We start from the raw sequence: 25,545 nt of genomic DNA on the forward strand, positions 1-25,545 counted from the left end.
GTGTTTCGTCAGTACTCGATGCCGAGCTCGCGCAGTCTGTCGCGGTACAGCTCGACATTGGCGAGCTTGATGTCCTCGTAGCCGCGCACCACGTCGGGCAGCGCGGCGGCCGCGGTGGCGGTGTCGTAGTTCTCCGGGCGCAGCTCGGCCGCCAGCCGCCGCACCATGTCGGTGTAGTGGGCCAGCAGTTCCCGCTCGACCTTGCGGACGTGGGCATAGCCGAAGGGGTCGAGCTTGGTGCCGCGCAGGAACTTGCCCTTGGCCAGTACCTTCAGCGCCACATGCGATTTCGGCGCCAGCCCGATCTTCTTGCGCCTGCCCAGGGCCCGCAGTACCGGCGGATGCAGCCGGTAGGTGAGCTTCTCGCCGCCGGGGACCTGGGCCCCTACCTCGTCGAGGAATGCCGGATCGACCAGCAGCCGGGCCACCTCGTACTCGTCCTTGTAGGCGGTGAACTTGTAGAGCCCGCGTGCCACGGCCTCGCTGAAGTCGGTGCGGTCGGTGACCTTCCGCTCCGCCGCCCAGGCGATGTCGACGGTCTCGATGTAGCGTCGGGCCACCTCGGCGTTCTGGTAGCCGATCAGGTTCGCCGCCCGCAGCTCCAGGAGCCGCCGCACCTCGCCGTCGAAGTCGGTGTGCGCCAGCAGTTCCACCGGCACCCGCGGGGGAGTGCGTCGCGGCTGCCCCTCATCGACAGCCGCGGCGAACGCGGCCGGATCGGCGACGGCGACCCGCCCCCATCGGAACGCCGCGATATTGGCATCCACCGCGACCCCGTTGATCCCGATGGACTCCTCGATCGCCGCCACCGGCAGCCGCAGCCCACCGGACTGCACGGCCGCGCCGACGATCAGGAAGTTGGCCGCCGCGGTGTTGCCGAACAGGGTCTGCGCCGCCGCGAGGGCGTCGAGCTGGTGCGTCGAACGCGATACCGCCGCGAGCCGATCCAGCAGCGTCTCGGTGGCGGGGTAGGCCACCGACTTGTCGTAGACCATGTCGCCGGTGGGGGTCTGGCTCGTCGAGGCCACGGCCACGGTCCGGGCCGCGTCGCCGTACTGCAGATACCGCGATTCGGTGGCGGTGAGCAGGTCGACGGCGAGCAGGCAGTCCGCGCTGCCCGGGGTCAGCCGGTTGGCCGGCTCCAGCTCCGCACCCGAGAACCGCAGGTGCGAGACCACCGGACCGGCCTTCTGGCTCATCCCGATCTGGTCCAGGCTCTCCACCTCGTAGCCGGCGCGCAGGGCAGCGGTGGCCAAGACCTGATTCACCGTCACGATGCCGGTGCCGCCGATGCCGGCGATCAGCACGTTCTGGGTGCGTGGTGGCGCGCCGAGGCCGGGATCGGCGACGGTGGGCGGTGCGGTGGACTTGCGGCGCTTGGTCTTTCGGGGCTTGTCGGGCACCGTCTCCACCGTGACGAACGACGGGCAGTCGCCGTCGAGGCAGCTGTAGTCGGTGTTGCACGAGGTCTGATCGATGCGGGTCTTGCGGCCGAACTCGGTCTCGACCGGCTGCACGGACAGACAGTTCGACTTGGTGCCGCAGTCGCCGCAGCCCTCGCAGACCGCCTCGTTGATCACCACCCGGGTGTTGCGCACCGGCAGCGCGCCGCGCTTGCGCTGCCTGCGCGCGTCGGCGGCGCAGTGCTGGTCGTAGATCAGCACGGTGACGCCCTCGATCTCGCGCAGCCTCCGCTGGGCCTCGTCGAGCCGGTCGCGGTGCCACAGCAGCGTGCCTTTGGCGAGCGAGCGCTTCCGGTGCCGCCGAGGTTCGTCGGCGCAGATGATGATCTGCCGCACGCCCTCGGTGGTGAGCTTGTGTGTCAGCTGCGCGACGGTGAGCACGCCCTCCACGTCCTGGGCGCCCGTCATCGCGACGACCTCGTTCCAGAGCAGCTTGTAGGTGATGTTCACCCCGGCCGCGACACACGCCTGCACGGCCAGCTGCCCGGAGTGGAAGAAGGTGCCGTCGCCGATGTTCTGGAACAGGTGCGGCACATCGGTGAACGGCGCCTGGCCGATCCACTGACTGCCCTCCCCGCCCATCTGGGTCAGCCCGGTAACCGCGCTGTCGGCGCGTCCGGACATGGTCACCAGGGTGTGGCAGCCGATGCCGCCGCCGCCGATCGAGCCCTCCGGCAGCGCGGTGGACCGGTTGTGCGGGCAGCCGCTGCAGAAGTACGGCGTGCGCTTGGCGGACAGGACCTCCAGCGGAAGTGCCGGGGGCGCTGCCCTTTTCAGCTCCACCCGGCCGCGGAGGACCCGGCGCAGCGGGGCGAGCAGCCGACCGGCGGTGAGTTCGCCGTCGACCGGCATCAGGCGCGCGCCGCGCTCGTCGTGCTTGCCGAGGACGCGGGGTGCGTCCTGGGTGCCGTAGAGGATGTCGCGGATCTGGGTCTCGATGAACGCGGTCTTGTCCTCGACCACCACGAGCTCGTCGAGGCCGCGGGCGAACTCGGTCACCGCGGCCGCGCCGACGGGGTACGGCATGCCGATGCGCAGCAGCCGGATACCGGCCCGATGCATGGCCGCCTCGTCGACGCCCAGGTCGAGCAGCGCCTGGCGGACCGCGTCGAAGGTGGTCCCGGTGGCCGCGATGCCCAGCTTCGCCCCGGCCGGATCCACCTCGACCACGTCGAGGGCGTTGGCCGCCGAGTACGCCTGCACCATCGCCCAGCGCGGACCGTAGAGGTCCGCCTCGGCGAGCACGCTGTCGGCGGGCGCCGCCATCGGCCGCTGCCGGTAGCCGAACGGCTTGCCCTCCCACTGCACCTCGGGCACGGTGACGGCGAGATCGGCCACGCTCGCGTCGACGGTCCAGGCGCCGTCGGCCACGTCGGCGACGATCTTCAACGCCACCACGCAGCCCGAGGCCCGCGACAGCGCGATGCCCCGCATCCCCAGAGTGATGATCTCCTCGGCATTGCGCGGGAACAGCACCGGCACGCCCAGCGCGGCCAGCGAGCGTTCGCTCACCGCGGGCACGGTCGACGACTTCGACGCCGGATCGTCGCCCACCAGCAGCAGTACGCCACCCCGCGCGTTCACCCCGTACATGTTGGCGTGGCGGATCGCGTCGGTGGCGCGGTCGACGCCGGGCCCCTTGCCGTACCAGACGCCGACCACGCCGTCATGGGTCGCTGTGCCGGCGGGCAGCTCGGCCTGACTGCCCCAGACCGCGGTGGCGGCCAGTTCCTCGTTGAACCCGGGGACGAAGGTGATGTCGTGCTCGGCACGCACCTCCGGCATCCCGAGCAGCATCTTGTCCACCCCGCCCAGCGGACTGCCCTGATAGCCCGAGACGAAGGTCGCCACCCGGCGCCCGGCGCGCAGATCGCGCACATGCTGTTCCACGAGCAGCCGCGCGATGGCCTGGACGCCGGTGAGCAGCACCGGTCCGGCTCCGGAGCGATAACGATCGGCGAGGTCGTAGGGCGCGGCAGGCTCGGCCTGCGGCCGGGCGGTCGGACAGACGACGGTGGTCATGGACGCCTCACTGCAACGAAGGAACTTGCTATCGGTGCCGCGAAATCTGCCGTGGGTGGGTGATGGGTGTCAACAGTCAGTCGAAAAGTTGATCAGTCTGCTCAAAAGTGATCTACGCCACTGGGGTGGGGGTGTCAATCTGCTCGAGCGGGGAGACCTTGGTCACATCACGTCTGGTCCGTCTCGCCCGAGTCGCGCCCCACCCGCAGTACGGCGTCGAATCCCGCCGCGACGCAGTCGCGCAGCGCCGGGAGATCGGGAACGGCCGCGGTGTCGGCGTTGATGCCGACACCGCAGATCCCGGTATTCGTGGTGAGCGTGATGTTGAACGACGCGCCGAGCGTCGGGCTGAACGCGTACAGGCGATCGATGCGCGCCCCGGCGAGAAACTGCGGCACCGGGGAACCCGGGACATCCGAGGCGACGAAGTCGATGTGTTCCAGCATGCTCGAGATCAACCGGATCGGGACCGGTTGAGGACAGCGGCGGCCGCGCCCGAGTAGTGGACGCCCGGCTCGTTCCGCTGGGCGGAAACCGCTGTGTCCACCGCGAGCATCAGGTCGGTGGCATCGGCGATGTCCGCCGGGACCACGAAGCGGGCGAGGCTGATCCGATTGCCGCCGAGGGGATCGTCCGTGGCGCGCAGGCTGATCGGCATGGTCACCCGCAGCCGGTCGACGGTCGCGCCGTGCTGGTCGTGGTAGCGGCGCAGGCCGAGGAGGACCGCGGTCAGGAAGGCGTCGTTGATCGTGCACCCAGCGGTGTGCGCGCTGCGCCGCAACTGCTCGGCGGGAAGATCGAGCACCGCGAGCCTGCGTCCGGTGCTGCGTTCGGTCATGACCGGTGACAGGGTCGAGAGGACCGGTTTGACCAGGCGAGCGAGGGAGGTCACCGCCGTGGCGGCGCCCCGCACGGATCGCACGCGGTGGGCTGGGCCGGAACGCGTGGCGCCGGCCGCCGGTCCGGTGTCCGAGCGGTGCCCGGCTGCCTCGCCATCGCACATCGCGGACAGCATGCGCATACCGCCGACGCCGTCGGTCAGGGTGTGGTGGACCGTCAGCACCAGGGCGGCGGTGCCGTCATCGGGTCCCTGTATCAGCTGCGCTCGCCACAGCGGACGGGCGCGATCGAAGACCGCCATCGCCTCCGCGCGAGCGAACTCGAGCGCCACGGAGGCATCCACCGGGCGGTGAGTTCGCACCTCTCGCAGGTGCCACGACAGGTCGAAGGCCTGGTCCGGTACCCAGTGCGGCGGACGCAGGCCGAGGCGTTCGCCGACCAGCTTGCTCCGGAATCCCGGCACCGCCCGGGTCGCGCGCTCGACCGCGCCGACCAGCCGATCCCAGCCGGGTGCGGAATCGAGGATCAGCACCGCGACGATCGTCGGCCGCAGGATCGGGTTCTGCTGCAGCCGCCACGTGAGGAAATCGGTCTCGGAGAGTCGGGACCCGCGCATGGGTGCCTTCTGTCGTCGGTTGGTGCTGTCACCTCCAGCATCGTCGTCGGCCGATCGCCCCGGCCAGGGCCGCAGGTCCCGCAGGCCGAGGTCTTCCGTCGCCGTCGCGGCACCGGTCGGCGACGGCGAGTCGTCGAAGTGGCGACCCGACTCCGCTACGGCTGATTCGGCCGGTGGGTCAGATGGTCGACCAGCGGCAGGCTCCGGTAGCCGATCGGGGTGGCCAGCGCGAGCATGGTCTCGGTGTGGTTGACCCCGTCGATGGCGTGTACCCGCTGGATGATCTCCAGCAGGTCCTGCTGTGACCGCGCCGCGATGCGGACCAGCAGATCCGCCCGTCCGGTGGTGGCGTGCACCTCGAGCACGTGCGGGAAACCGCGCAACGTCTCGATGATCGGATCCATCTTGTTCTGATCGAGTTCGACCCCGAGGAACGCGTGCACGGCGAAGCCGATCGCCTGCACGTCGATGTCCGGCGGATAGCCGCGCACCGCGCCCGAGGATTCGAGGCGCTTCATCCGCGCCTGCACCGTATTGCGGGCGATTCCGAGCCGCTGGGCCAGCTCGAGGATCGGCGCCCGTGGGTCCGCGGCCAGTTCGGCCAGCAACGCGGCATCGAGTGCGTCGAACTTGATGGTCATGCCGCATTCTGGCACGGCGGAAGTGTCTCTTCCCCGGGCCGGGACGCGGAGTTACCGTTGATGATGGCCGAATCTGCTGACGTCATCGTCGTCGGAGCCGGACTCGCCGGATTGGTCGCCGCGGCGGAGCTGGTCGACGCGGGCAAGCGGGTGCTCATCGTCGAGCAGGAGAACGCCGGCAATGTCGGCGGACAGGCGTTCTGGTCCTTCGGCGGGCTGTTCCTGGTGAACAGCCCGGAGCAGCGCCGGGTCGGCATCACGGACTCCTATGACCTGGCATGGCAGGACTGGCTGGGCAATGCCGGATTCGATCGTGCGCGTGAGGACCACTGGCCGCGCAGGTGGGCGCAGGCCTATGTCGAATTCGCGGCCGGGGAAATGCGCGGCTGGCTGTCCCAACGCGGCTGGAAGTCGTTTCCGATCGTCGCCTGGGCCGAGCGGGGTGGCTACGGCGCCTACGGGCCGGGCAACTCGGTGCCGCGTTTCCACATCACCTGGGGCACCGGGCCGCGGATCGTCGACATCATCGCGTCGCGGGTTCGCGACGGCGTCGATCGGGGGCTGGTGACCTTCGCGTTCCGCCATCAGGTCGACGAACTGGTCGTCACCGACGGCGCGGTGACGGGTGTGCGTGGCACCGTGCTCGAGCCCTCGGACACGGCGCGTGGTGTCGCGTCATCCCGGAAACCGGTGGGGGAGTTCGAGTTCGGTGCGCAGGCGGTGATCGTCAGCTCCGGCGGCATCGGGCACAACCCGGAGCTGATCCGCCGGAATTGGCCGGCGAGTGCGGGTCGCGCGCCCGAGCACATGCTGGCGGGGGTGCCCGCGCACGTGGACGGGCGGATGCTCGAGATCTCGGAGCGCGCAGGTGCGAGCGTGATCAACCGCGACCGGATGTGGCACTACACCGAGGGCGTCATCGACTACGACCCCGTGTGGCCCAACCACGGCATCCGCATCGCCCCCGGTCCGTCCTCGCTCTGGTTGGACGCCACCGGCACGCGGCTGCCGCCTCCGCTGTTCCCCGGCTTCGACACGCTCGGCTCGATGCGGTACATCAACCGCACCGGCTTCGACTACACCTGGCTGGTGCTGGACCAGCGGATCATCGAGAAGGAATTCGCGCTGTCCGGGCAGGAACAGAACCCGGACCTGACCGGCCGCAACATTCGGCTGCTGCTGGAGCGGGTGAAGAAGGGCGCGCCGGGCCCGATCGAGGCGTTCAAGCGCAAGGGCGCCGACTTCATCGTCGAGAACGAACTGGACGACCTGGTGCGCCGGATGAACGAACTCGCCGGTGACGATGTGCTCGACGTGGCGAGTGTGCGGCGTGAGGTGACCTCGCGTGACCGCGAGCTCGACAATCCCTTCGGCAAGGATCTGCAGATCGCGGCGATCCGCGCGGCGCGCGCCTACCGCCCCGACAGGCTCATCCGGGTAGCCGCACCGCACAAGCTGCTCGACCACCAGGCGGGCCCGCTGATCGCCGTCCGCCTGCATCTGCTCACCCGGAAAACGCTGGGCGGCATCGAAACCGACTTGTCATCCCAGGTCCAGCGACCAGACGGGACGGCGGTCGAGGGCCTGTACGCGGCGGGTGAGGTCGCGGGATTCGGCGGTGGCGGGGCGCACGGGTATCGGGCGCTGGAGGGCACGTTCCTGGGCGGCTGCCTCTTCTCCGGACGCGCGGCGGGCCGCGCCGTCGCGGGCCGGGTCTGAGGCGGCCCCGCGGATCGGCGCAATAGTGTCGCGCACCAGAGTTCCGCTCTCGTCGGGTGATTCCCTGAATGGTGTCGAGTCGAGCGCCTTGACGCACGAAGGTCGAGCGCATATTTTGGGCTGCGGGCTTTGAGGCGAGGGGGAAAGAAAACTGGAGTCCGCGCTCGTCGTCTGAGCTGAGTCGGGCATTCTCTTGGGTTCCGGTCATTGCACGACCGTGCCCCGTGCGCGTTCGATGGGGGTGTGTGGCGGCGGGCTCGGCGAATTCGATAGGTGGCGTAGCTAACCATGTCGGCCCCGTGTCGAGGGCGCGATCCGGTTGGTGGCCAACCGGTTTCGTCCCGGCGGTGACCTGCCGGGCGCCCCTGCGCACGCGCGTCGCCGCATTCGCTCGGTCATATTCTCGGAGGTTGAAAACAAATGTGTGGAATTGTCGGATGGGTCGACTTCTCGAGAGATCTCGAGACGCAACGATCGATTGTTCGGCGAATGACGGAGACGATGCTCCTGCGCGGACCGGATGCCGGCGGGGAATGGATTTCCCGGCACGCCGCACTCGGGCATCGTCGATTGTCGGTCATCGATATCGAGGGCGGTGTCCAGCCGATGGTCCGCGATGACGTCGTGTTGACCTACAGCGGCGAGATCTACAATTTCCGGGAATTGCGGCAAGAATTGGAAGGCGCGGGTCACCGGTTCACGACCAAGAGCGACACCGAGGTGGTGCTGCGCGCCTACCTCGCGTGGGGCATCGCCTGCGTCGAGCGCTTCAACGGCATGTTCGGGTTCGCGATCTGGGACGAGCGCAGCCAGGAGTTGTTCCTCGTGCGGGACCGGGTGGGCGTCAAACCCGTCTACTACTACCCGACCCCCGACGGGATCCTGTTCGGCTCCGAGCCCAAGGCCATCCTGGCCAACCCGGCGGCCGAGCGAAAGGTCGATGTCGACGGTTTCGCCAGTTTCCTTGTGTTGCAGGCGAATATGTCGGGCCAGACGCCGTTCGACGGTCTGCTGGAATTGCAGCCCGGCGAATACCTGCGGGTCGGCAGAGCGGGAATCGAGCGGCATCGCTACTACCGGTTGACGGCCCGCCCGCACGAGGACGATCTCGACACCACCGTGGAGACGGTGCGCGCGTTGCTGGCCGACATCGTGGAGCGGCAGCTGGTGTCCGACGTGCCGATCGGCACGCTGCTGTCGGGCGGCATCGACTCGAGTCTGCTGACCGCGCTGGCGACTCGATCCAACACCGCGGCCGATGTGGTGCGGTCGTTCTCCATCGATTTCGTCGGGCACGCCGACTTCTTCGAGACCTCCGCCGACATCCTGCGCGCGACCGAGGACGCGCCCTTCATCCGCGAGGTGGTCGACTACGTCGGCTGCAAGCACGAGGGCATCGACGTGGCGACCGCCGCGCTCTGTGACCCCGACGTCCGGCGCCGGGTGCTGCGGGCCTGGGATCTGCCCAACCACCTGGGCGACATGGACGTCTCGCTGTACCTGCTGTTCCAGGCGGTGCGGGAGCGCTGCACGGTGGCGATCTCCGGGGAAGGCGCCGACGAGGTGTTCGGTGGGTACCCGTGGCTGCACGACGAGAAGGTCCTCGACGTGCCGATCTATCCGTGGATGGCGTTCCAGCTGTTGCAGGGGACCCCGTCGACGTTCAGCCTGTTCGACGGCGGCGTGCTGGCGCGTACCGGCCTGTTCGAGCGCATCGGCGGGATGTACGCGCAGGGCATCGCCGAGGCGCCCCGCCTCGACAGCGAATCACCCCAGGACGCGCGGATGCGGGCGGCCAACTATCTCGACCTCACCCGATTCATGCGGCCGCTGCTCGACCGCAAGGACCGCATGAGCATGGCGGTCGGGCTCGAGGTCCGCGTCCCGTTCTGCGACCACCGCCTGATCGACTACCTGTTCAACGTGCCGTGGTCGATGAAACAGCGCCCGGGCGAGAGCAAATGGCTGCTGCGCGCCGCCGCCGGTGATCTGCTGCCGGACGCGGTGCGCAACCGCCCGAAGTCGGTCTTCCCGGCGACCCTGGACACCGGCTACGACGACATGCTGCGCAAGGGCCTGAACGAGGTGCTGACCGGCGCCGACGAGCCGATCCGGGAGTTCCTGAACGTCGACGCGGCCACGGCGATCGTCGACGGCACCGATACCGCGGGCAGCGGCTCGTGGGCCCGCCTTCGGACCGAGACGATTCTGCGCGCCAACGCCTGGATCAAGGAGTTCGACGTCGATATGAGTGCGCTGACCTGACGGTGGTGCGCCGGGGAGTCGCGCTCTCCGGCGCCCCTTACCTCGCGGAGAAAAAGGGCGCACAATGATTCCGTACACCGGCTTCAAGGTTGCGACCGACGGGTAGCCGAATCTCTGCCGGGCTGGACTCCGGCGGGCATCGTGCCGGCAGTGTCTTCGTATCGGGTAGTGACGATTGGCTTCGCCGTCGGCATCGCGCACACCCCACTGAACGCCGGGCGCGGCGAACGCTGCCTGTAGCGACTGCGAGCCTTCGCCGGTTCGGCGTAACTACTGGATAGGACACGCCATGTCAGAGCAGAACAAGGCTGCCGCCAAGCGCATCTTCGACGCGTGGAACTCGCGCGACCTCGACGTTTTCGACGAGGTCATCGCGCCCGACTGCATCAACCACGATCCACAGAACCCCTTCGCCGAACTCCATGGACCCGACGGCCTGAAACGACTCGCGCAGATGTATCTCGCCGCGTTCTCGGATCAGCGTTTCCTGGTCAACGAACAGATCGCCGAGGGCGACTTCGTGACCACCCGATGGACCGGGACGGGAACCAACGACGGCGAGATGATGGGCATGCACGCCACTGGGAAATCGGCGGTCGTGCAAGGCATCACGGTCAATCGCTTCCAGGACGGCAAGATCATCGAGAGCTGGGCCTGCTGGGACACGCTCGGCATGTTGCAGCAACTCGGCGTCGTCCAGGCCGCCCACTCCGCGACAACCTGACCGCCCCACCGTCGCCGCTCGCGCGGAGGCCGCCACTGCCTCCGCGCGTCGTACTCGCAGCCCTGCTGACCGGGCCCTTCGTCGCCGAACCGGGAATACCGAGGGGCGACGCACGCGTTGAGGATCCTGGGTAAATCGTCGAAAAATCGTAGAGAGCAGGGGTGGACCCCGAAGATGCCCAGGTCAGCGGTGGTATAGGCTTTGTCGGTCATGAATTCGGCGCAGCATTTCCGCAGGTTCCCAAAATTGCCCGCTCGTTCCCGATATATCGCTGTTTTCGCAGGTGGATGGCTTTTCGGAGATCTTGAAACTGCCAGGTCATTCCCAAGAATTCCTGTACTAACCCGGGTGAATTTCGTAAAAAAATCGTAGAAAGTACCCGCAATGAAACGGGGGCCGGTGATTGGCCTGGGCAAGCCGTTCCTTAGCGCCAGTGCCAAACCCTCGGGTACGAATGGGCGCGGGCCATGGTCTTGATCTTGGTTCGTGTGCGCCAGCAAGTCGCAGGCTCGAAACCCGCTTCGCGACACGTTCGCGCAGAATGCAGGGTGTGGCCATCTGGATACTGCCGCGACTGCGTAGGTTGAGGAGCGGACCTGCTGACAGCTAGATGCAAACCGGCTAGAGAGGCTCGACGGTTCGTTCCGCCAGTGTGCGGACGGCCGTGGCGAACTCGCTGAGGGCGAGTCGCTTGTGTCCGCTTTGAAGTGCCTGCGGGCTGAAGCCGATTTCCTGGTACGTCACGATTTGGATCTCGGTGGGCACGAGCCGTGGCGCAGTGGTGTTTACCCATGGCCACCGTTCGCCGGCGTCAGGTGCTTCGCTACGGGCGGCAACGTAGTCGGGGTCGAATGTCGGCTCGTCGGCAATTTCAACGACGGCGTAGCATCCATGGGCGTTCTTTGAGTAGATGAGCACCAGGTCGCCTTGACGGAATCCTGGTTTGCCGCGTTTCGAGCTTGAGAACCAGCCCTCCCCGCGCCAACCGTCGAGGTATGGGTCGTGATGCTGGGCTTTGACCCAAAGGGCTCGTCCTGGATCGCGTGCGTCGGCTAGGAGTTGTTCGACGTCGCGGGTTGTCGGGGCTGACCCCCTGCCATTCGTTGGGACGTATTTGGCCGCTTTTGGGAGGTTGGCGGCTTCTGCGGCGAGTCGGGCGAGTCGATGGGAGTCGACCAAGTCACCAGTCCACCAGCTCGTCAGTATGTGGCGAGTTTCTTCGATAGCCTCCCCCTGGAGCAGTACGGACAGTTCGGCGTTCGATGTGGTTTGAGTGCCCAGCCCGGTACCGGTTAGATTCGCAGATCCGACGAGGGCGAAGTCGTCGTCGACAATGTAGGCCTTGGCATGTAGCCGCGGATGATGCCCGATTTCCACGCCGACGTCGAGCAGCCGTTGCAGCCCCTTGATCGGGAGGTAGCCGTTGGCCGTGGCGACCGGACTGAGGCAGGTCAGGAAGCGCCACTTCACTTCTGAAGACACTCGATCGGCTAGCCGCGTCGCGAGATCGATGGTGAGGTAGGGGCTGGCTAGGAACACGTCGCGCCTGGCCGAGGCGATGGCCTTCAGGAGGTGGTCGCCTGCGAGTTTCGTGATCGTGTGATCCATGTGTCGACGGTACCCGGATGGGCTTCAGTAGGGCTGCGACACTGGGTCCTTGGCGACTTGTATTCGGTGTCCGCCGCCGGCTGCCAACGCCCGTTCGTGCCTGCTGTATGGCGCGCCGAAGTTCACACCGCGAACGGATCTCAGCGGCAGGGGTGGATGCGTGCTGGCCGAAACCCTATGTGGGCCTTCCTGCGCGCCAAATCGCGTGGTCCACCTCCCACGGTGAAATGTCACGACCGAGTCGGTCGGTTAGAGATTCCGCCACCTCGCGCAGTAGGCGCCGCGCTCCCTTCTCGTCGACAGGGAATCCGGCTCGTGACAGCCATCGAAGTACGATCCGATCGGGCTTTACCGTCCATTGGTCGCCGATGAGCATCCACAGGTACCCACGCCTCACACCCGCAGCGCCCTCGCCCGGAACCCTGCGCAACGCGTGGTTGATCTGCTCGAACTTCTGATCGTTGGACAACGCGGCTCGCGCATCCGCCAACGTGTTGACACCGTGACGGTCCAGGATCCTCGCGTAGCGCAGGACGGCGTCTGCTTTGCGGATCCCGCCCCGTGTGGATGTGTTCTGCCGATTCTTCGTCACCGCAACAAGCGCATCCGAATCCGGATACCGACCGAGCAACGCACCGAGGGGGACCGGGTCGGCAGTCAGCGCCGCCGCTGCCGGAGCAGTCGCCGGGACATCCACTCCGAAGGTGGCAGCTACGCGCTCCACGACCGGCACAACGTGGTAGATGTAGTTCGCACCGATGCTGTACACGGCATCGAGGACACAGAAAGTCAGACTCACCCACTGCCGTTCGCGAGGCCGCGGATCCAGCCCTGCGACCACGTCGACCAGCGTGGTGATCGAAACGTTTGTCTTCATATGATCGGAATGTAGTCTTAGGCACCGACCTCCCTGGTTCTTCGGTGTGGTCACTCGGCTGGCCTCAGCGAAGTGACAGTCGGGGCGGCCCCCAAAGCGCCGGACTCGCGTCTATTCGTGGTGAATCCGCAACCGCCAAATCCATGCTCGCTTCTCAATGCCGTATGCGGGCCTTCGGCAACAGTCGACAGACGTCATCGGACGCTGGGGTCGGTGCTATAGCCGAGGTTGCGCCGATCGCTTCCCCTGCCTCGCGCCGCGGCAGGTCAGAACGGCCGCAGCCGATGATATTTGGGGCGGCGCCAATTACCTGTGCCGCCACGGTTCTCCGGGCAACTGTGAACGGGTGCCGTCACGGACTCCAGCCAACTCGGGGCCGGAAGTGATCTCGCCGATGATGAAGAGTTCGAGACCGGCTGCGGCGATCTCGCTTATGAGAGATTCCACAGCGGATTTGTCGACTGCTGCAACCAGTTCGAAGTCGACGGAGTCTCCGAAGACGAGGTCGTGGACTGGCACGGCCAGTACCTTGGCAGCGGCCGCGACCGAGTCTGACACAGGAATACGGTCGATGTCGACATCGATGCCGACGTTGCTGCCTGCGCATAGGGCCTGCAGTGCGCCGGTGAGTCCATCGGATGTATCGACGCAAGCTGTGACGCCCGAAGACTGGGCGAAGATTCGGCCATGCGCGAACCGAGGGGCCACTCGACGCCATGGGTGTAGCAGCACCTCGAGGTGGCTGCTTGAAAGGGATGGGACAAGTGTGGTCCGCGTGAAGTACTTCATGGCGGCTCCGGCTAGTCCAGTCATTCCAGTGAGAACGACCACCTGACCCGGTGACGCACCGGAACGGGTGAGCAGATTTTCGGGTTCGACTGTGCCCATCGCCGCTCCAGACAGAATGACTCGCTCGGCCGTGCCGATGTCACCGCCGACGTTCTCAGTGCCGGCCGCGCGGCAACCGTCGCGGATCCCGCGCATGAGTTCCTCAAACTCGGCATCTTGCATATCTTTCGGGTAGCGGACAACGCTAACCAGGCCGAGTGGGGCGGCACCCATAGCGGCGACGTCGCTCAAATTCGCGCCGGCGAGGTACCAGCCGATGTCGTAGTTTGAGAGCAAGCCCAGCTCGTAGAGCGAGAACTTGGTTCCGCGTACATAATCGGACCCGAAAACGATAGTTTGTTCACCGCTGATCTGAAACGCGGCGCAGTCGTCCTGTTCGGCCACGCTGAGTACTCGGGACGCAGTTGCCCCATTCCGGAGACCCTGCAGATTCGCTCGTGTGGGCCCGAAAAGGGGTGTAACGATTTCTGAAAGCTTTGTCGGTTCGTCGGAGTTCGACATGCTCACTCTTTCTCGCAGATCGTGCTCGGATGCGTAAATGCGGAACTGCAGGCGGAAAGCGTTTCTGAGGTTTCCTCTGACTCTGCTGAGCAGTCAAGAAGCCTTAACGAGGCATCGAATTGCTTTCCAAGAGCACCTATGAACCAGTCGACATCTTCGGGTGGCTCTGTGGATAAGGAGCAAAGGATTGCCCGCGTCACCTGGCGAATCTTTGGTCGGGGCTTGCCGGTGAACCACCAAGGACCGAGCGACCCGACGACGTAGCTATCCATCGATTGCGCCGCGTTCATCGCCGATTCTAGTGACGTAGCAGCTTTGACGTGAAGGAGGTTCTCGCAAAGGACCTTTTCAAGATCGGGCCACGTCCGCAATCTCGGGTCGATCGGGCACACGTGAATATGTGCGTGCCGTACGCACGACGGTCCCTCGTAGTTTGAGGAGAGGCCGTGCTCGAGCAAAATAACCGGTTGCTCGGCACATTTTGAAGAGATGCGGCATCTCGCCTGTTCTGCGAGCGCCCAAACGTCTAGGAACTCGATCGAAGTTAGTGCATCGGTTGATGTAACGTGAGCGACTGGCACGACTAAGCTGTGCCCCAACGACACAGGCGAGATGTCCACGAGAGCCGCACTTGTACGAGAGTTCATGTACCGACGTGCTGAATGAATAGAAGCACGGAACTCGTCAGCAGCCTGGCAGAGTCCGGAGTCGTCGCATCGGGTGACTGAAAAGCTCACAGGTCCAAAGCCTCCCGGAGCAGATGGAGGTTCAGTGTGGTACGGAGAAGGGGGAATGATTGGAATTTCTCCTGTCCAGCAAGGACGAGGTACATCACTCGCTGATACTCGGTGTCGATCTCTCCTTGGCTGAACTTGGCGCCTTGGTTTCCGAGCACACTAGCGAGCCTCTCGCGTACCGTCATCACCGACTTGGCCATTACCGTCAGCCTGCGTCGGGCGAAGTCGCCCCGGAATTGTGAAGCGATCTCGTAGGCATCGCCAAGCAGCGTCCTATTTAGTTCCCTGTCGACTTCGAGAAGGCAATGCGGATTAATATCCCGCGGGAAAGCCTTGAATCTCATCGAGGACTCAAGCATTACATAGTCCAGAAACAGGTGACCTTCTGTGTGTGCCCAAGCGAAGTCAATTAGATCTAGACCGAGAAGATCTGATAGTACGATATTGCTGGGGTGAAGATCGCCATGTATAAAGCTCGCGCGGAATTTCCCAACTCTGCGACGCTGCAGCTTCCGCTGGTGTGGGCCCAGTGGGTTGTGGGGAACTGCCACCCCGTGTAGATGCAATCCTTGGGGATTACCTTCGAACAGGCGCGCGATGCGACTATCGTGCTTTTCTCGCTGGTAGCGCCGAAAAACCTGACCGTACGTTGGATTTGGTCCGGAGCTGTTGATGAGAACGTGGGCCTTGCCGAATCGCCCCAGGGCGGCGTCCAGGTTTGGAAACAACTTCTGATTAGGCAAGTCTTCATCATTCGAATCTAGGCATATATTGTAGATGTCATTCAGGTCCGCGACGCCATCGCCTCCGTCCGCGCTCTCATGCAATTCATACAAGACGCCCTGAATGGAGATGCCAGCGACGCTGACGCGCACACCCATCCGAACTCCCGCAACCTTATTTTTGGCTAGTTCAAGTCCTCTCAGCTCCTCGGAAATGTCCTTCTCGGTGGATATCTTCAATATTTGAGGAACACCCGGTTCGTCAATACGCTCGACCACTAGCATCTTTGCGCCTGAGAATCCAAATCTAGTAAATGGCCTAACCGACGCCTCTGACCAGCCGCTTGTCTCAACCGCCTTTTTGACGATCTCGAATTCGTCTGAGTTCAGCAGGTCGACCTGTATCTGTGGATTCAATCGAATTCCCGTTCATTAGCGCCGCGATTAGTGTTTAAGTCGAAAATGGAGGGTTGGCGGCAGGTTCCATTTTGAACCAGCGCGCTGGGTCGGGCTATTTCGCTGCGGCCATCGCCATGCATCTCCTTCCCTTAACCTGGTGAACCTCGAAGATCGATCTGTCGAATTCGCTGACGGCTCAGCAACATTGCCGCGCACGGGTGCTCGCGGAGTCCGACGCGGTGAGGGGCGGCCTGTCTCGGGATGCAATCAGTGGGTGGAGGTCGGGTTGCCAAGCTGGCCCCGCCGTCGCCGTGTGACTGTCAGTCCCCATTGCGGGCGTGCCGTAACGCCGCACCAGCCGTATCCAGCCTCATCGAGCGCGCACCCTCCTCTGCTGCGGAGGCAGCCATAGCCCGCGGTACAGGTAGGGGCAGACCATCGCATGTCTGTGCCAGCGCTGGCTTGGCCTCGACCTGAAGACTTCGACGCGCATCCGCAGAGAGATCGCGCATTCGCAGCGAGGATATCGCACTACATGCAAATGTGCGCCAGTTCGCGACCTTTCACTGGTGAGTTCGATGTAGTGGTCGCAAGCGGTCGGACGCAGCTTCGCGCTTGTTCCGCCGCCGACGCTTCAGGTGTCAAGTAGAGCATCGCGCAGGTTTGTGCCGGATCCACCGAGGTCGCCTGGGCCCGCTCTGCCCCCGCAGGAAGTTCGCCGAAGGCGTCAACACGCCCAACGTCCACACTGAACCTCATCCCCGGCGACGCCGCCGCGGCGTCATGAACCAGGTTCCCGGTCGCCTTGGCTCGATCCTGCTGGGTACGAATCGACCTTGAGCACCGGAGGCCCGCTCTCACTCCTTGCCGTTCGCCGGCGCTGAGCTGCAGCACGGCAAAGGCGGTCCGCCTGTCGAACCCGCCGCGCGCGAGCACCTGTACGCGCCGATCACGGTGATGGCAGCCAAACCGGGTTCGTGATGAATGCACACCTACCGAGCCGGTGAAGCGAAGTGATCCGGCCGCAACCGAGATCGTGCGCGCCCACGAGCGCTGATCCGGCCGGAGAGACCTCGACGGGCAAACGCACCCGGTAGTGGTGCTGGCGCGGCAGGAGGCCCTCCGACGAGGGTCCCCTGCCGTGCATGTGGCCGATCCAGTTCGGGTGCTACGGGTTCCGGCTGATGTCGACGGGAGTGTGAGAGCCGGGGCGGATCTCGACTTCGAACTGCTGCCCATACAGGATGCACAGCACGACTCCGACCGTGATAGCTGGCCACTTCAGCTTCTTCGCCTTGCTCAGCAGCTTTCGTCCACTGAGCCGGAAGGAGCCGTGCATGACGACGTCGAACGAGAGGTCATCGAGAGTGTTCGGCTGATCTTTACCGGAACGAGACTTGTCGGGCGTACCTTGGGGCAAGGGCGTACCTCCTGTTGGTGATCTGACTGGGAGTTGGAGAACTAGCTGATGTGTTGCCGTTAGTGGCGCTTCCCCTGGCCGGGAGGCGCCACTTCTCTTGCGACGAGAAGTCGCCGCATTCCTCAGATTACTGCCGCGTAGGCGTATGTACAGCTACGATCGAAGTCCGAAAGTGGCGCGGCCTCCTGAACATCGAGGTCGGACCGCGACCACTGCGTCGGTGCTGTGGATTGGCCACACATTGGCGTCGATTCAGGGGGAAGGATGCCGGTCGCAGTGGTGGATTCGGCCGCGCGGAAGTCGGATGTCGCCCGCAAGCGCAATACGCGGGAAAAGATCCTGGACGCTGCGTATGCATTGGTCACCAACAGCTCCGAAGCCAGCTCGACCTTCCTGACTGAGCCGACTCGGGCCGCCTTGGCGAAGCAGGCGAACATCCATGTGTCGACACTTCGGAACCACTTTCACGACTGGGCCGAGGTCTGCGCGGCTCTGACCGAGCGCTGCCGCATCACCCCCGGGATCACGCCGCCGGACAACATTCGGCACTGGGCCCAGGAATATTACGACCGTGAGGGGCGCGACAAGATCATCGCCGCACCTATCGGTACCGAAGAACTGCGAAATCGGTTCGTGGCAGCTGCTGGCGCCGACGACGACGCTGATCTGGCGCGGTCGGGCCTTGCGTTGGTGACCAAGCTGTCAGGCAAACCCGCGGACCTGCTGATGCACGCGCGAGAGATCATCGAGTGCGCCAAGACTGTCCGCGCTCGCCTCGATGCGAGTTCGATTCACGAGGCGCTCCATTGCGCGTTGGCCATCAACGACGTTGCAGTGCAGGCTCACCGGCACTTTGCCAGCGGGCCGGGCGGTAGTGGGAACGGTGCTTCTGAGCAGGCACGGCTCATCCAGCAGATCAGTGACGACAGCGACGGCGACAGCGTCGAACAGACCCGCCAAATGGTCGAACGTGCACTGCACGAACCGCAGCACCTTCAGGCGATCATCCACATCAAGAGGTGGGACCAGCAGATCAGCGAGCGGCTCGGGCTGCGCGTCAGAGCAGTGCTGTCCAAGTTTCATGTTGCTCGTGCCGAGGCGATGATCGGCAAACTGCCAGAGGACGAGATCGCCTCCCTCAAGGAGGTCGTGGTCGCATTGCATCGTCTACGGAAGGGGGAACCGCCGGAGCACGCCGACACGACCGACATCGTGATGCTGGTCGCGCGCCTGGCCGGGGTGAGCCTGGCCTATCCGGAACTGCTGAAGGCCGGAGAACTCGACGAGACGCGTACCGACCTTCTCCGACTGTTCCAGACCAATGATCACGAGAACCGCCAGCTCAAGGTCGATGCACAAGCGCTGTTTAAGCTCGTGGACGGCGAATCAGTCGAGGCGACCGCGCTGCTTCGCGCGCTCCGCTTTCAAGGTCCGGGTGACTACCTGATCGCCCGCTACCTCGCAGACCAAGCCGATATGAGCGACCAGGACATTGAAGACCGCTTCGGCACATCACTCGGACCGCCAGACCACGTGCGGATCTTGTTGCTCAACCGAGCCTGCAGCTGCTTTGAGCGAGTGAGCACAACCTCGCGGGTGAGTGGCTGCGCCGCCCGGCTCGCCGGAATGTCGAGGGCTGACACCCTAGTCGCCCGCACGAAAATTGTTAGCCTCAGCGGCAATTCAGACCTTCCTTCGACGCCCACTGGCGAGCAGACTATCGACCACTTGCTGCGCAATATCAATGACCTCGTTCACCGTGCTGTTTTGGGCAATGTGATGGACAAGCGACAAGTCGCCACGCTGGTTAACGCCCTAGACCCCATTCGGACCTTCCTGATGGGTCGGGCAATACATAGGCTGTGACGGTCGTACGCCGCAGCTTGACGTTGTCTTGACGCACTCGGCCCGTACATCATCGAGCCACTCGGATACGCGGTAACGCCGCCCTTCTGATCCGTCCTGGCCAGTGTCACCCCTACGTACCAGCACGCATTGCTCGACGCGCGGAACCTGCTCCTGACAGAGCTGCGTTCGAAGCAATCCTTCGGCAGCGGGCTGCGGCAGACGAGCGCTTTGCCGAGAAACCGCAGAGTCCGCAAGTCTCAGCGCCAAAAGCCGACACTCGAACCACCCTGACCAGCAAAGATCCCGGAACGTGGTCACCGTCGCTTCCCGTTGCCGCCGATTGAGTGGTGCGACTACGGATGTCGGGGCGCTAACGGAGGCCCTCTGTGATTCGATGAAGGAGCCATGGTGACCCGCTCCTACCGTGGTGTGAAGAATCGGATCGCGTACGACCGCGGCGAACTCCTCAGCAAGATCGTCACTCCTGACAACGTCAACCAACGGATGGCCGAACGATACAACGGTCCGATCGGAGCGCTGAACCGGTGGGTCGACGGTGTCCGGGCGGCAACCGGCGAGAGCATCCCCTACTTCGATCCCCGAGCGGCTTCGGACGGCGCAAAGGTGCTACTCCTACTCCAAGACCCGTCAGGCGCGGCGGACGGCGAATCCGGGTTCATCAGCCGCCACAACAACGACCAGACTGCCCACAACGTGTACCGCCTGGGACTCGAGACATCGTTACGCTATTCCGACTGCATCGGCTGGAACGTCATACCGTGGTGGGTGGCAAACCCCGCGAAGGAACCGCGAACGCTTGCGGCCGAGGCGAGGCGTGCCCGGCCCTATCTGGAGGAGATCATCGAGCTCCTTCCTGGCGATCTTGCGGCAGTGATAGTGATGGGCAAGTCGCAGACGTGGCCTGCCTGGAACGCCGCGATCGGCCACCGTCGCCAACGCTTTCATGGCGCGGAGGTTCGGTTTACGGCCCATCCCGGGCCGCTGTCGATCAATCAGACGGACAAGGACACTGGCCGGCGCAACGGTGATCTAATAACCGAGGCGTTCACTGAGGTCGCGAGCATGTTGGCCTAGTCCGGACCGCTGCGAGCCTCGGCGATCGGGCCGTCCGTCATCGGTGTCCACCGTCGAGGCTTCCAGGGCAATGGCCATCGCCTGACACCGAATCCGACATCAAGTCGTGGTGCCGATCGACGTTGCGAGGGGCTTGCGGCGAACTCGGCAACACCATGGCCGACGAGTCGTTCACCGCTGACACACCGGCATCAGCGCCGTCTATTGGCGCTGGCGGATGCCTTCTCTGAGGCGGCGATGGATCAGCGCACAGAGGAGTTAACGGTCGGCGTTAAGGTTACCGCGGCGCCCTACGTGTAGCTTCCGCGCTAGGGCGGAAAATCGCACACTTGAGCTCGAAGCGGACACTTCGGCAGTTGTTTCGGTCTACCAATCCTCGCCATTGAGCCGTGCGAAGTAGGCGTCGTCCGCTGCCTGAATTTCAGCCTCGGTCATGGCAGCCGGGGCTGTACTCGCTAGGTTCGACGAGTCTGCCTGCAGTTCTTCGATGCCTGCGCGGAGTTGTGGGTCCGCCGCCTGGAGAAGACGGGCGGCTTGGGCTTTGATGTCTGTGCGTGCGCTGCGGTGGCACTCGACGAGGACGTGGCTGAGTTGCGCGGCGCTCCACGACATCGCGCCGGGTGCGATCCGCAGCGAGGTGATGTCGCCTGTGGCGTCGACTTCGACCGTGATGCCGCGGGCTGTGCCGTGACCTCGTAGTCGTGACAGGGCAGTGGAGAACTCGGCGGCGTGGTGGCGGATGTCGCGGAGCCGTTCGTCGAGTTCTCGGTCCCAGTCTGGTGCTGAAGTCATGGTTGGTCGTTGCCTTCGTCGTCGACGAACAGGGAACGGATCCCGGGCTTGTTCGAGATCATCTGGATCAGCCACAGCGGAGACTGTCCGCGGTGGTTCTCGATGCCGGCGTCCGCTCCCCGGTCCCGCAGTAGCCGGACGACCTCGGGGGTGCTCCACGGGCTGCGGAACGCATAGAACAGGGGGGTGTCGCCCTTGTCGTCTTGGGCGTTGGGGTCAGCACCTGCGTCCAATAGTGTTGCCACGGTGTCGATTCCGCCGTATTGGGCGGCGAAGTGTAGGGGAGCGAGGCCGGCTTCGTCGCGGTCGTTGGGGTCGTAGCCCTCGGTAAGCAGCTGTTGGATCTCCGCGGTGCGGGCGCCGTTGGTGTCGGCGGCGGCGTAGTGCAGTTCGGTGCGTCCCGCGCGGTCGCGTTGGATTTCTTGCTTCTTCGGTTTTTTCCACACAGTCGACCCCTTTATCTCGGCGCTTCGTAGATGTGTCGGGAGTTTCCGGGCGCGTCTTCGATTCGATAGAAGCTCGGATTGTTGACGTAGTCCCGGAATTCGGCCCACGTCATATTTTGTCGCATTGCTTCTTCGCGTAGGCGCCAGAACTCGTGACCTGCTTCGTGTCCCATGACCGGTGTCGAGTTGACAGGGTACTTCATGCCGTTGGCGCCGAGATAGTACTCATTGCGTGCGTCCATCGGGAGTTGCCGGATCGCTGGGTCGGAGTACTTGCCGCTCACAGGGATGAGCACAGTGGGGTCGGTGGCGCTGAGGTAGAACTCTTGCCCGTTGACCGTCACCTTCGGCGCCGCCTCCTGGACCGGTCTGGTGGTGGTCACCCGCAGATACGGCCGGGTCCGCGACAACAGTCGCAGGTCGTCCAACGTCAGGGGGTTGATCGCGCCGGTCGCCTCGGCGGTGGCCAGCCCGGCCTGGGCTGCCAGCAGCGGGGACAGTTCGGCGACCGAGCGGGCGAACGCGCCCGAGGCCGCGACGACCGGCAACCCGGTCATCTGCGCGGTGGTCGCGAGATTGCGGCACAGGGTGGCGATTCTGCTGCCCACGACAGCCGCCCGCGCGGCCAAGGCCGCGGTCCCGCCCGCCGCGGTCAGGCCGAAGCTGTAGCTGGCCAGACCCCAGGACACGACTTCGCCGATGACGAAGACCGCGGCGAACTCGCCGAGGAGGGTCAGGATCTCCTTGCGGGTGTTCTCGATCGCGAGGGCGTAGTCGGCGCAGGATTTCGCGAGGATCTTGAACTGGGCGGTGAGGGTTTTGCCCTGGTTCTCGAGGATGGTGATCTGGTCGAGGATCTGCTGGACTTCGGGGGTTTGCTGCCCGCTGATCGCGTCTCGGGCGGCTTGGAAGCTGTGGTAGGGCAGCAGCTCGTCGCCGTAGAAGCTCCACTGGGTGGCGACGTTGCGCAGATTCTCCGGGTTGCCGCTGGGCCACACCTCGCCCTGGGTGTACTCGGCGATCTTGTCCCACCACGACGGCGCTTCCGAGCTGCCACCGAACAGGGCAGGCAGGGTGATCGGTTGCATCCAGGCCAGCGAACCGGCGCCGAAGGCCAGGTCGGTGTCGGCGCCACCGATGACCGAGAGTTGGTTGGCGTTGGCGTGGTTGGTCGCGGTGGCCTCGAGGAGGTCGTGCATCTGGGCGAGTCCGCTCACCCAGGCCGCGGCCGCGGTCATCGCGTCCTTGGCGGCGGGGTCGAAGCTGGCCGACCAGTCCCGGCCGGGCTTGTCGCTGCCCGCGCAGCCACCGTATTGCTGCAGGTTGGCGGCCATGGCGCGGATCTTGGCAGACGCCAGGCCGTGGGCGTTTTCGAAGACTGTTGCCGCGGTGCGGATTTCGGTGGGAGTGACGATCACCGGCGCCATCTACGGCCACATCCGGGTGTTGTGGGTGATGGCTCGGGTGTAGTTGGTGTGCGCAATGCGGGCGACCTCACGCAGTTCGTCGAGGTTTTCCTGCATCTCATCGACGCCGGCGACCCATTTGTCGTGGGCGGCGCGCTGGGCGGTCGCGGCCTCGCTGGCCCAGCTCAAATGCAGCTCGGCGATGCGGCGTTCGACATCGGTCAACCAGCCCGCGACCTCGGCACCGAACGCTTCCATGGTCGTGATCGCGGCGTCGAGCTGTTCGAGGTCGACCCGGAACCGGTCATCGCCGGTCACGGCAGCTGTCCGTGGATGCGCTCGGTGGCCGCGGCGTTGGCCTGGTCTTGGGTTTCGTAGGCGTTGGCGGCCTCGAGGAGCTTGTCGGCGGACTCGGTCAGTGCCGCGGCGACGGTTTCGGCGCCGGCTTTCCATTCCAGCCAGCTCTCGTCGTAGGCGGAGGCGGCCTTGCCCTGCCAGCCATCGGCGAGGAGTTCCTTACCGATGGTGTCGTCGAGGTTCTTCACCCGGTCCCGGATCGCGGTTGCTTGGCCGGCAACAAACGCCGCGGTGCTGCGCAGCTCACCGACGTCGACATGCAGCTCACCCTCACCCGACACCAAAGATTCCCCCTCGTTCTCCAGCCGGCGACGCCGAACCCGTCTTCTTGCCTTGTTGGACGCGCCCGGTCCGGTTTCGGTTCCACAGAGTATCGGACCAGCGGCGAGGTCAGCGCTGTGCTTGCCCGGCCGGATTGTCCTTGTATTCGGATCTGGGGCGCAGTGCGTAGGCGGGTACGAGTTGATCGGTCAGCTGTAGCGGTGGGCGTCCGTCGGCGTAGGGGATCGAGTAGGTGACCCGGCCCAGCCAGTCCCCGGCGTAGGTGGGGACCCAGTGGGAGAGCAGGCCGGGGCGTTCTCCTGTCATGTCCAGTCCGGCGCCGTTGACGTGGCGGGGTGTGCCGGGATCGCGGATGACGATGGCGTCCAGGCGCACCCAGACCGGCTTCGGCGACTCCACCACAGTCCGTGCGAAGTGCCCCTGCAACTGCGGGTACAGCGGCCGCGGAGAGGTTCCTTCGGTCCGCGCGACCTTGCTCGACTTGTCCCTGCCGCCGCTCATCACACTCAGTCAGTCCACGGGGTCAGATCGACCAGCCGCATCGAAAACGCATACGTTCCGGGGGTCTGCAGGGTCGACTCGGTCCGGGCGTAAGCGTCGTCGATCTCGAGGATCCTGAACTGCGAGACCCCGCTCGTGCCGATCCGGACTAAGTCTCCTACCTCCACAATCGCTACTATAGTCGAACGTATGTTCCCATCGGTGTGTGAGTCGACGCGTGCTTACCTGCGCCTCGGGGTCTGGACGGAGCCCTCGCCGCGGTTCTGTCCGAACGGGCACCGGCTCGCCGCCGGGCGCGCGATCGTCGCCGCGATGCCATGCCGCCGAATCGGTGGGCACCACAGGGCCCACACCTGTCTCGCGTGCGGCGCCACGACCTACAGCCCGCCTGTGCACAACGACTGCGAGCACTGAACTCCGGCAACGCCGAGTACTCGAACCTGTTGGGCCAGCGACGGTTACGGTGAAGCCCATGAGCGAGTCCAGTACACGGACGAACCTGGCGGCGACCCGGTTGGACATGATGCTGAGTGGGCGAGTGGCGAACATGCTCGCGCGGGCCGGGATCGCAACTCTTGCCGACCTGCTGCACTACACCCGCCGCGACCTGGAGAGCCTCGTCAGCTTCGGTCCGCTGACGAGCGCCGAGATCGAGGCCGCACTGGCCGAACGCGACCTGCACCTCGCTGGACCCGCCCCTGACCTCGAACCAACGCTTGCGGAGGAGTTCGACGTGGTCCTCGCTCAACGTGACCAGCTCGTCGGGTTGATCGAGCGGATCGGCACCGCGGTCGATCTCGCCGCGGCACACCGCGAGATCGCGACGACGATGGCCGGCATCGACCTCACGCCCACGACCCGCCAGGCAGCGATCGCCCGACATCGCCACGAAACGTGAGGCCGAGACCGACCGTGGCGGGCGTACCACACCCCGTGGAGTGATCACGGTGTCCGTGGTCGCCGCGGCGTCGCCTCTGGTTGCCGGCGAGGTCTACTTCGCCGCGGTGAGGTCGACGACGGTGGCGCTTGCGGCGTTGGACTGCACCGAGGCGATGCCCTTTTTCGCCGCGTCCTTGGACTCATACGCTTGTGAGGAGGCGATGATCTCGCCGTTGCCCGCCTTGAGTCGCCACCGGAACTTACTCGACGCATCGGCGAAGATCTCGAACTTTCCTGCCATGACCGGGACTCGCTCTCACTCGAAGGAAAACGCGCCTACCAGTGCAGAATAGACCTCCTGGCAAGGGTCAATGCTCGAACTTCGCGCCGCGGTGCATGGCGAAGCGGGCCGAGGTTCGCCGCTGCCGGCTGCTGCGCTGTTCCTGCTCCGCGCTCGACGAATTTCGTTGCGAGCCCTCGGCTCGATGTCACACCACCGCTCGGACGAGGCGGACAAGGCGAAGGTCAGTCCAGCC

The 25,545-nt window shown here is 65.1% G+C and carries 23 protein-coding genes; 6 read left to right on the forward strand and 17 right to left on the reverse strand.

Annotation, left to right across the window (positions count from 1 at the left end; all coding sequences use genetic code 11):
• Nucleotides 1–8: 8 nt before the first annotated feature.
• The 4 genes from ATM97_RS18750 to ATM97_RS18760 form a co-directional block, all read right to left on the reverse strand.
• Complete coding sequence (locus ATM97_RS18750; protein WP_218719332.1) at nucleotides 9–3,485, reverse strand: indolepyruvate ferredoxin oxidoreductase family protein; 3,477 nt, start codon at nucleotides 3,483–3,485, stop codon at nucleotides 9–11.
• A gap of 167 nt (nucleotides 3,486–3,652) precedes the next feature.
• Entirely contained in the window at nucleotides 3,653–3,931 is a 279-nt protein-coding gene (locus ATM97_RS34500; RefSeq protein WP_255588012.1) for a WS/DGAT domain-containing protein, read from the reverse strand.
• 8 nt (nucleotides 3,932–3,939) lie between these two features.
• Nucleotides 3,940–4,941 (reverse strand): wax ester/triacylglycerol synthase domain-containing protein, encoded by a 1,002-nt coding sequence (locus tag ATM97_RS18755; protein WP_255588013.1) that lies wholly within the window; start codon nucleotides 4,939–4,941, stop codon nucleotides 3,940–3,942.
• Nucleotides 4,942–5,096: 155 nt separating this feature from the next.
• Complete coding sequence (locus ATM97_RS18760; RefSeq protein ID WP_218719333.1) at nucleotides 5,097–5,582, reverse strand: Lrp/AsnC family transcriptional regulator; 486 nt, start codon at nucleotides 5,580–5,582, stop codon at nucleotides 5,097–5,099.
• 63 nt (nucleotides 5,583–5,645) lie between these two features.
• On the opposite strand from ATM97_RS18760, the gene ATM97_RS18765 reads away from it, so the two are divergent.
• The 3 genes from ATM97_RS18765 (at nucleotide 5,646) to ATM97_RS18775 (ending at nucleotide 10,290) form a co-directional block, all read left to right on the forward strand.
• Complete coding sequence (locus ATM97_RS18765) at nucleotides 5,646–7,301, forward strand: FAD-binding dehydrogenase (protein ID WP_218719334.1); 1,656 nt, start codon at nucleotides 5,646–5,648, stop codon at nucleotides 7,299–7,301.
• A gap of 420 nt (nucleotides 7,302–7,721) precedes the next feature.
• Nucleotides 7,722–9,566, forward strand: a complete 1,845-nt coding sequence (asnB, locus tag ATM97_RS18770) for an asparagine synthase (glutamine-hydrolyzing) (RefSeq protein WP_218719335.1) — start codon at nucleotides 7,722–7,724, stop codon at nucleotides 9,564–9,566.
• 289 nt (nucleotides 9,567–9,855) lie between these two features.
• Nucleotides 9,856–10,290, forward strand: a complete 435-nt coding sequence (locus ATM97_RS18775; protein WP_218719336.1) for an ester cyclase — start codon at nucleotides 9,856–9,858, stop codon at nucleotides 10,288–10,290.
• 621 nt (nucleotides 10,291–10,911) lie between these two features.
• Here ATM97_RS18775 and ATM97_RS18780 read toward each other — a convergent pair.
• The 6 genes from ATM97_RS18780 to ATM97_RS18805 all read right to left on the reverse strand — a co-directional run bounded on the left by ATM97_RS18780 (nucleotide 10,912) and on the right by ATM97_RS18805 (nucleotide 17,403).
• Nucleotides 10,912–11,898 carry a phosphatidylserine/phosphatidylglycerophosphate/cardiolipin synthase family protein gene (locus tag ATM97_RS18780; RefSeq protein WP_218719337.1) on the reverse strand — a complete coding sequence of 329 codons (987 nt, stop codon included), beginning with the start codon at nucleotides 11,896–11,898 and terminating at the stop codon, nucleotides 10,912–10,914.
• A 175-nt stretch (nucleotides 11,899–12,073) separates the two neighbouring features.
• Nucleotides 12,074–12,775, reverse strand: coding sequence for a hypothetical protein (locus ATM97_RS18785; RefSeq protein ID WP_218719338.1), 702 nt, complete (start codon nucleotides 12,773–12,775; stop codon nucleotides 12,074–12,076).
• A gap of 306 nt (nucleotides 12,776–13,081) precedes the next feature.
• Nucleotides 13,082–14,008 carry a thiamine-phosphate kinase gene (gene thiL / locus ATM97_RS18790; protein ID WP_218719339.1) on the reverse strand — a complete coding sequence of 309 codons (927 nt, stop codon included), beginning with the start codon at nucleotides 14,006–14,008 and terminating at the stop codon, nucleotides 13,082–13,084.
• A gap of 119 nt (nucleotides 14,009–14,127) precedes the next feature.
• Nucleotides 14,128–14,772 (reverse strand): HIT domain-containing protein, encoded by a 645-nt coding sequence (locus tag ATM97_RS35040; RefSeq protein WP_374104879.1) that lies wholly within the window; start codon nucleotides 14,770–14,772, stop codon nucleotides 14,128–14,130.
• Nucleotides 14,773–14,858: 86 nt separating this feature from the next.
• A complete protein-coding gene (locus tag ATM97_RS18800; protein WP_218719341.1) occupies nucleotides 14,859–16,001 on the reverse strand; it encodes a hypothetical protein in 1,143 nt (380 codons plus the stop codon).
• Nucleotides 16,002–17,151: 1,150 nt separating this feature from the next.
• Complete coding sequence (locus tag ATM97_RS18805; RefSeq protein WP_218719342.1) at nucleotides 17,152–17,403, reverse strand: hypothetical protein; 252 nt, start codon at nucleotides 17,401–17,403, stop codon at nucleotides 17,152–17,154.
• Nucleotides 17,404–17,667: 264 nt separating this feature from the next.
• On the opposite strand from ATM97_RS18805, the gene ATM97_RS18810 reads away from it, so the two are divergent.
• Nucleotides 17,668–19,269, forward strand: coding sequence for a hypothetical protein (locus ATM97_RS18810; RefSeq protein ID WP_218719343.1), 1,602 nt, complete (start codon nucleotides 17,668–17,670; stop codon nucleotides 19,267–19,269).
• A gap of 390 nt (nucleotides 19,270–19,659) precedes the next feature.
• On the forward strand, nucleotides 19,660–20,346 hold the full coding sequence (locus ATM97_RS18815; protein WP_218719344.1) for a hypothetical protein: 687 nt from the start codon (nucleotides 19,660–19,662) through the stop codon (nucleotides 20,344–20,346).
• 366 nt (nucleotides 20,347–20,712) lie between these two features.
• Here the strand turns inward: ATM97_RS18815 and ATM97_RS18820 are convergent, their stop codons facing one another.
• The 6 genes from ATM97_RS18820 to ATM97_RS18845 all read right to left on the reverse strand — a co-directional run bounded on the left by ATM97_RS18820 (nucleotide 20,713) and on the right by ATM97_RS18845 (nucleotide 24,130).
• Complete coding sequence (locus tag ATM97_RS18820) at nucleotides 20,713–21,138, reverse strand: hypothetical protein (RefSeq protein WP_218719345.1); 426 nt, start codon at nucleotides 21,136–21,138, stop codon at nucleotides 20,713–20,715.
• The gene (locus ATM97_RS18825) at nucleotides 21,135–21,584 is read right to left on the reverse strand and encodes an ankyrin repeat domain-containing protein (protein ID WP_218719346.1); all 450 of its coding nucleotides are present in this window, start codon (nucleotides 21,582–21,584) and stop codon (nucleotides 21,135–21,137) included. The genes ATM97_RS18820 and ATM97_RS18825 overlap by 4 nt, the downstream gene beginning before the upstream one ends.
• 11 nt (nucleotides 21,585–21,595) lie before the next feature.
• Nucleotides 21,596–23,011, reverse strand: coding sequence for an HNH/ENDO VII family nuclease (locus tag ATM97_RS18830; RefSeq protein WP_218719347.1), 1,416 nt, complete (start codon nucleotides 23,009–23,011; stop codon nucleotides 21,596–21,598).
• On the reverse strand, nucleotides 23,012–23,308 hold the full coding sequence (locus ATM97_RS18835; RefSeq protein WP_308248544.1) for a WXG100 family type VII secretion target: 297 nt from the start codon (nucleotides 23,306–23,308) through the stop codon (nucleotides 23,012–23,014). It abuts the gene before it with no gap.
• Complete coding sequence (locus tag ATM97_RS18840) at nucleotides 23,305–23,628, reverse strand: WXG100 family type VII secretion target (protein ID WP_218719348.1); 324 nt, start codon at nucleotides 23,626–23,628, stop codon at nucleotides 23,305–23,307. Before ATM97_RS18840 ends, ATM97_RS18835 begins: the two co-directional genes overlap by 4 nt.
• 109 nt (nucleotides 23,629–23,737) lie before the next feature.
• Nucleotides 23,738–24,130, reverse strand: a complete 393-nt coding sequence (locus tag ATM97_RS18845; protein ID WP_218719349.1) for a hypothetical protein — start codon at nucleotides 24,128–24,130, stop codon at nucleotides 23,738–23,740.
• Between the two features lie 523 nt (nucleotides 24,131–24,653).
• On the opposite strand from ATM97_RS18845, the gene ATM97_RS18850 reads away from it, so the two are divergent.
• Complete coding sequence (locus ATM97_RS18850; protein WP_255588038.1) at nucleotides 24,654–25,028, forward strand: DNA-directed RNA polymerase subunit alpha C-terminal domain-containing protein; 375 nt, start codon at nucleotides 24,654–24,656, stop codon at nucleotides 25,026–25,028.
• Nucleotides 25,029–25,121: 93 nt separating this feature from the next.
• Here the strand turns inward: ATM97_RS18850 and ATM97_RS18855 are convergent, their stop codons facing one another.
• Nucleotides 25,122–25,310 (reverse strand): DUF1508 domain-containing protein, encoded by a 189-nt coding sequence (locus tag ATM97_RS18855; protein ID WP_218719351.1) that lies wholly within the window; start codon nucleotides 25,308–25,310, stop codon nucleotides 25,122–25,124.
• Between the last annotated feature and the right edge of the window lie 235 nt (nucleotides 25,311–25,545).

Source organism: Nocardia sp. MH4 (genome assembly GCF_019266065.1).
Lineage (GTDB): Bacteria > Actinomycetota > Actinomycetes > Mycobacteriales > Mycobacteriaceae > Nocardia > Nocardia canadensis.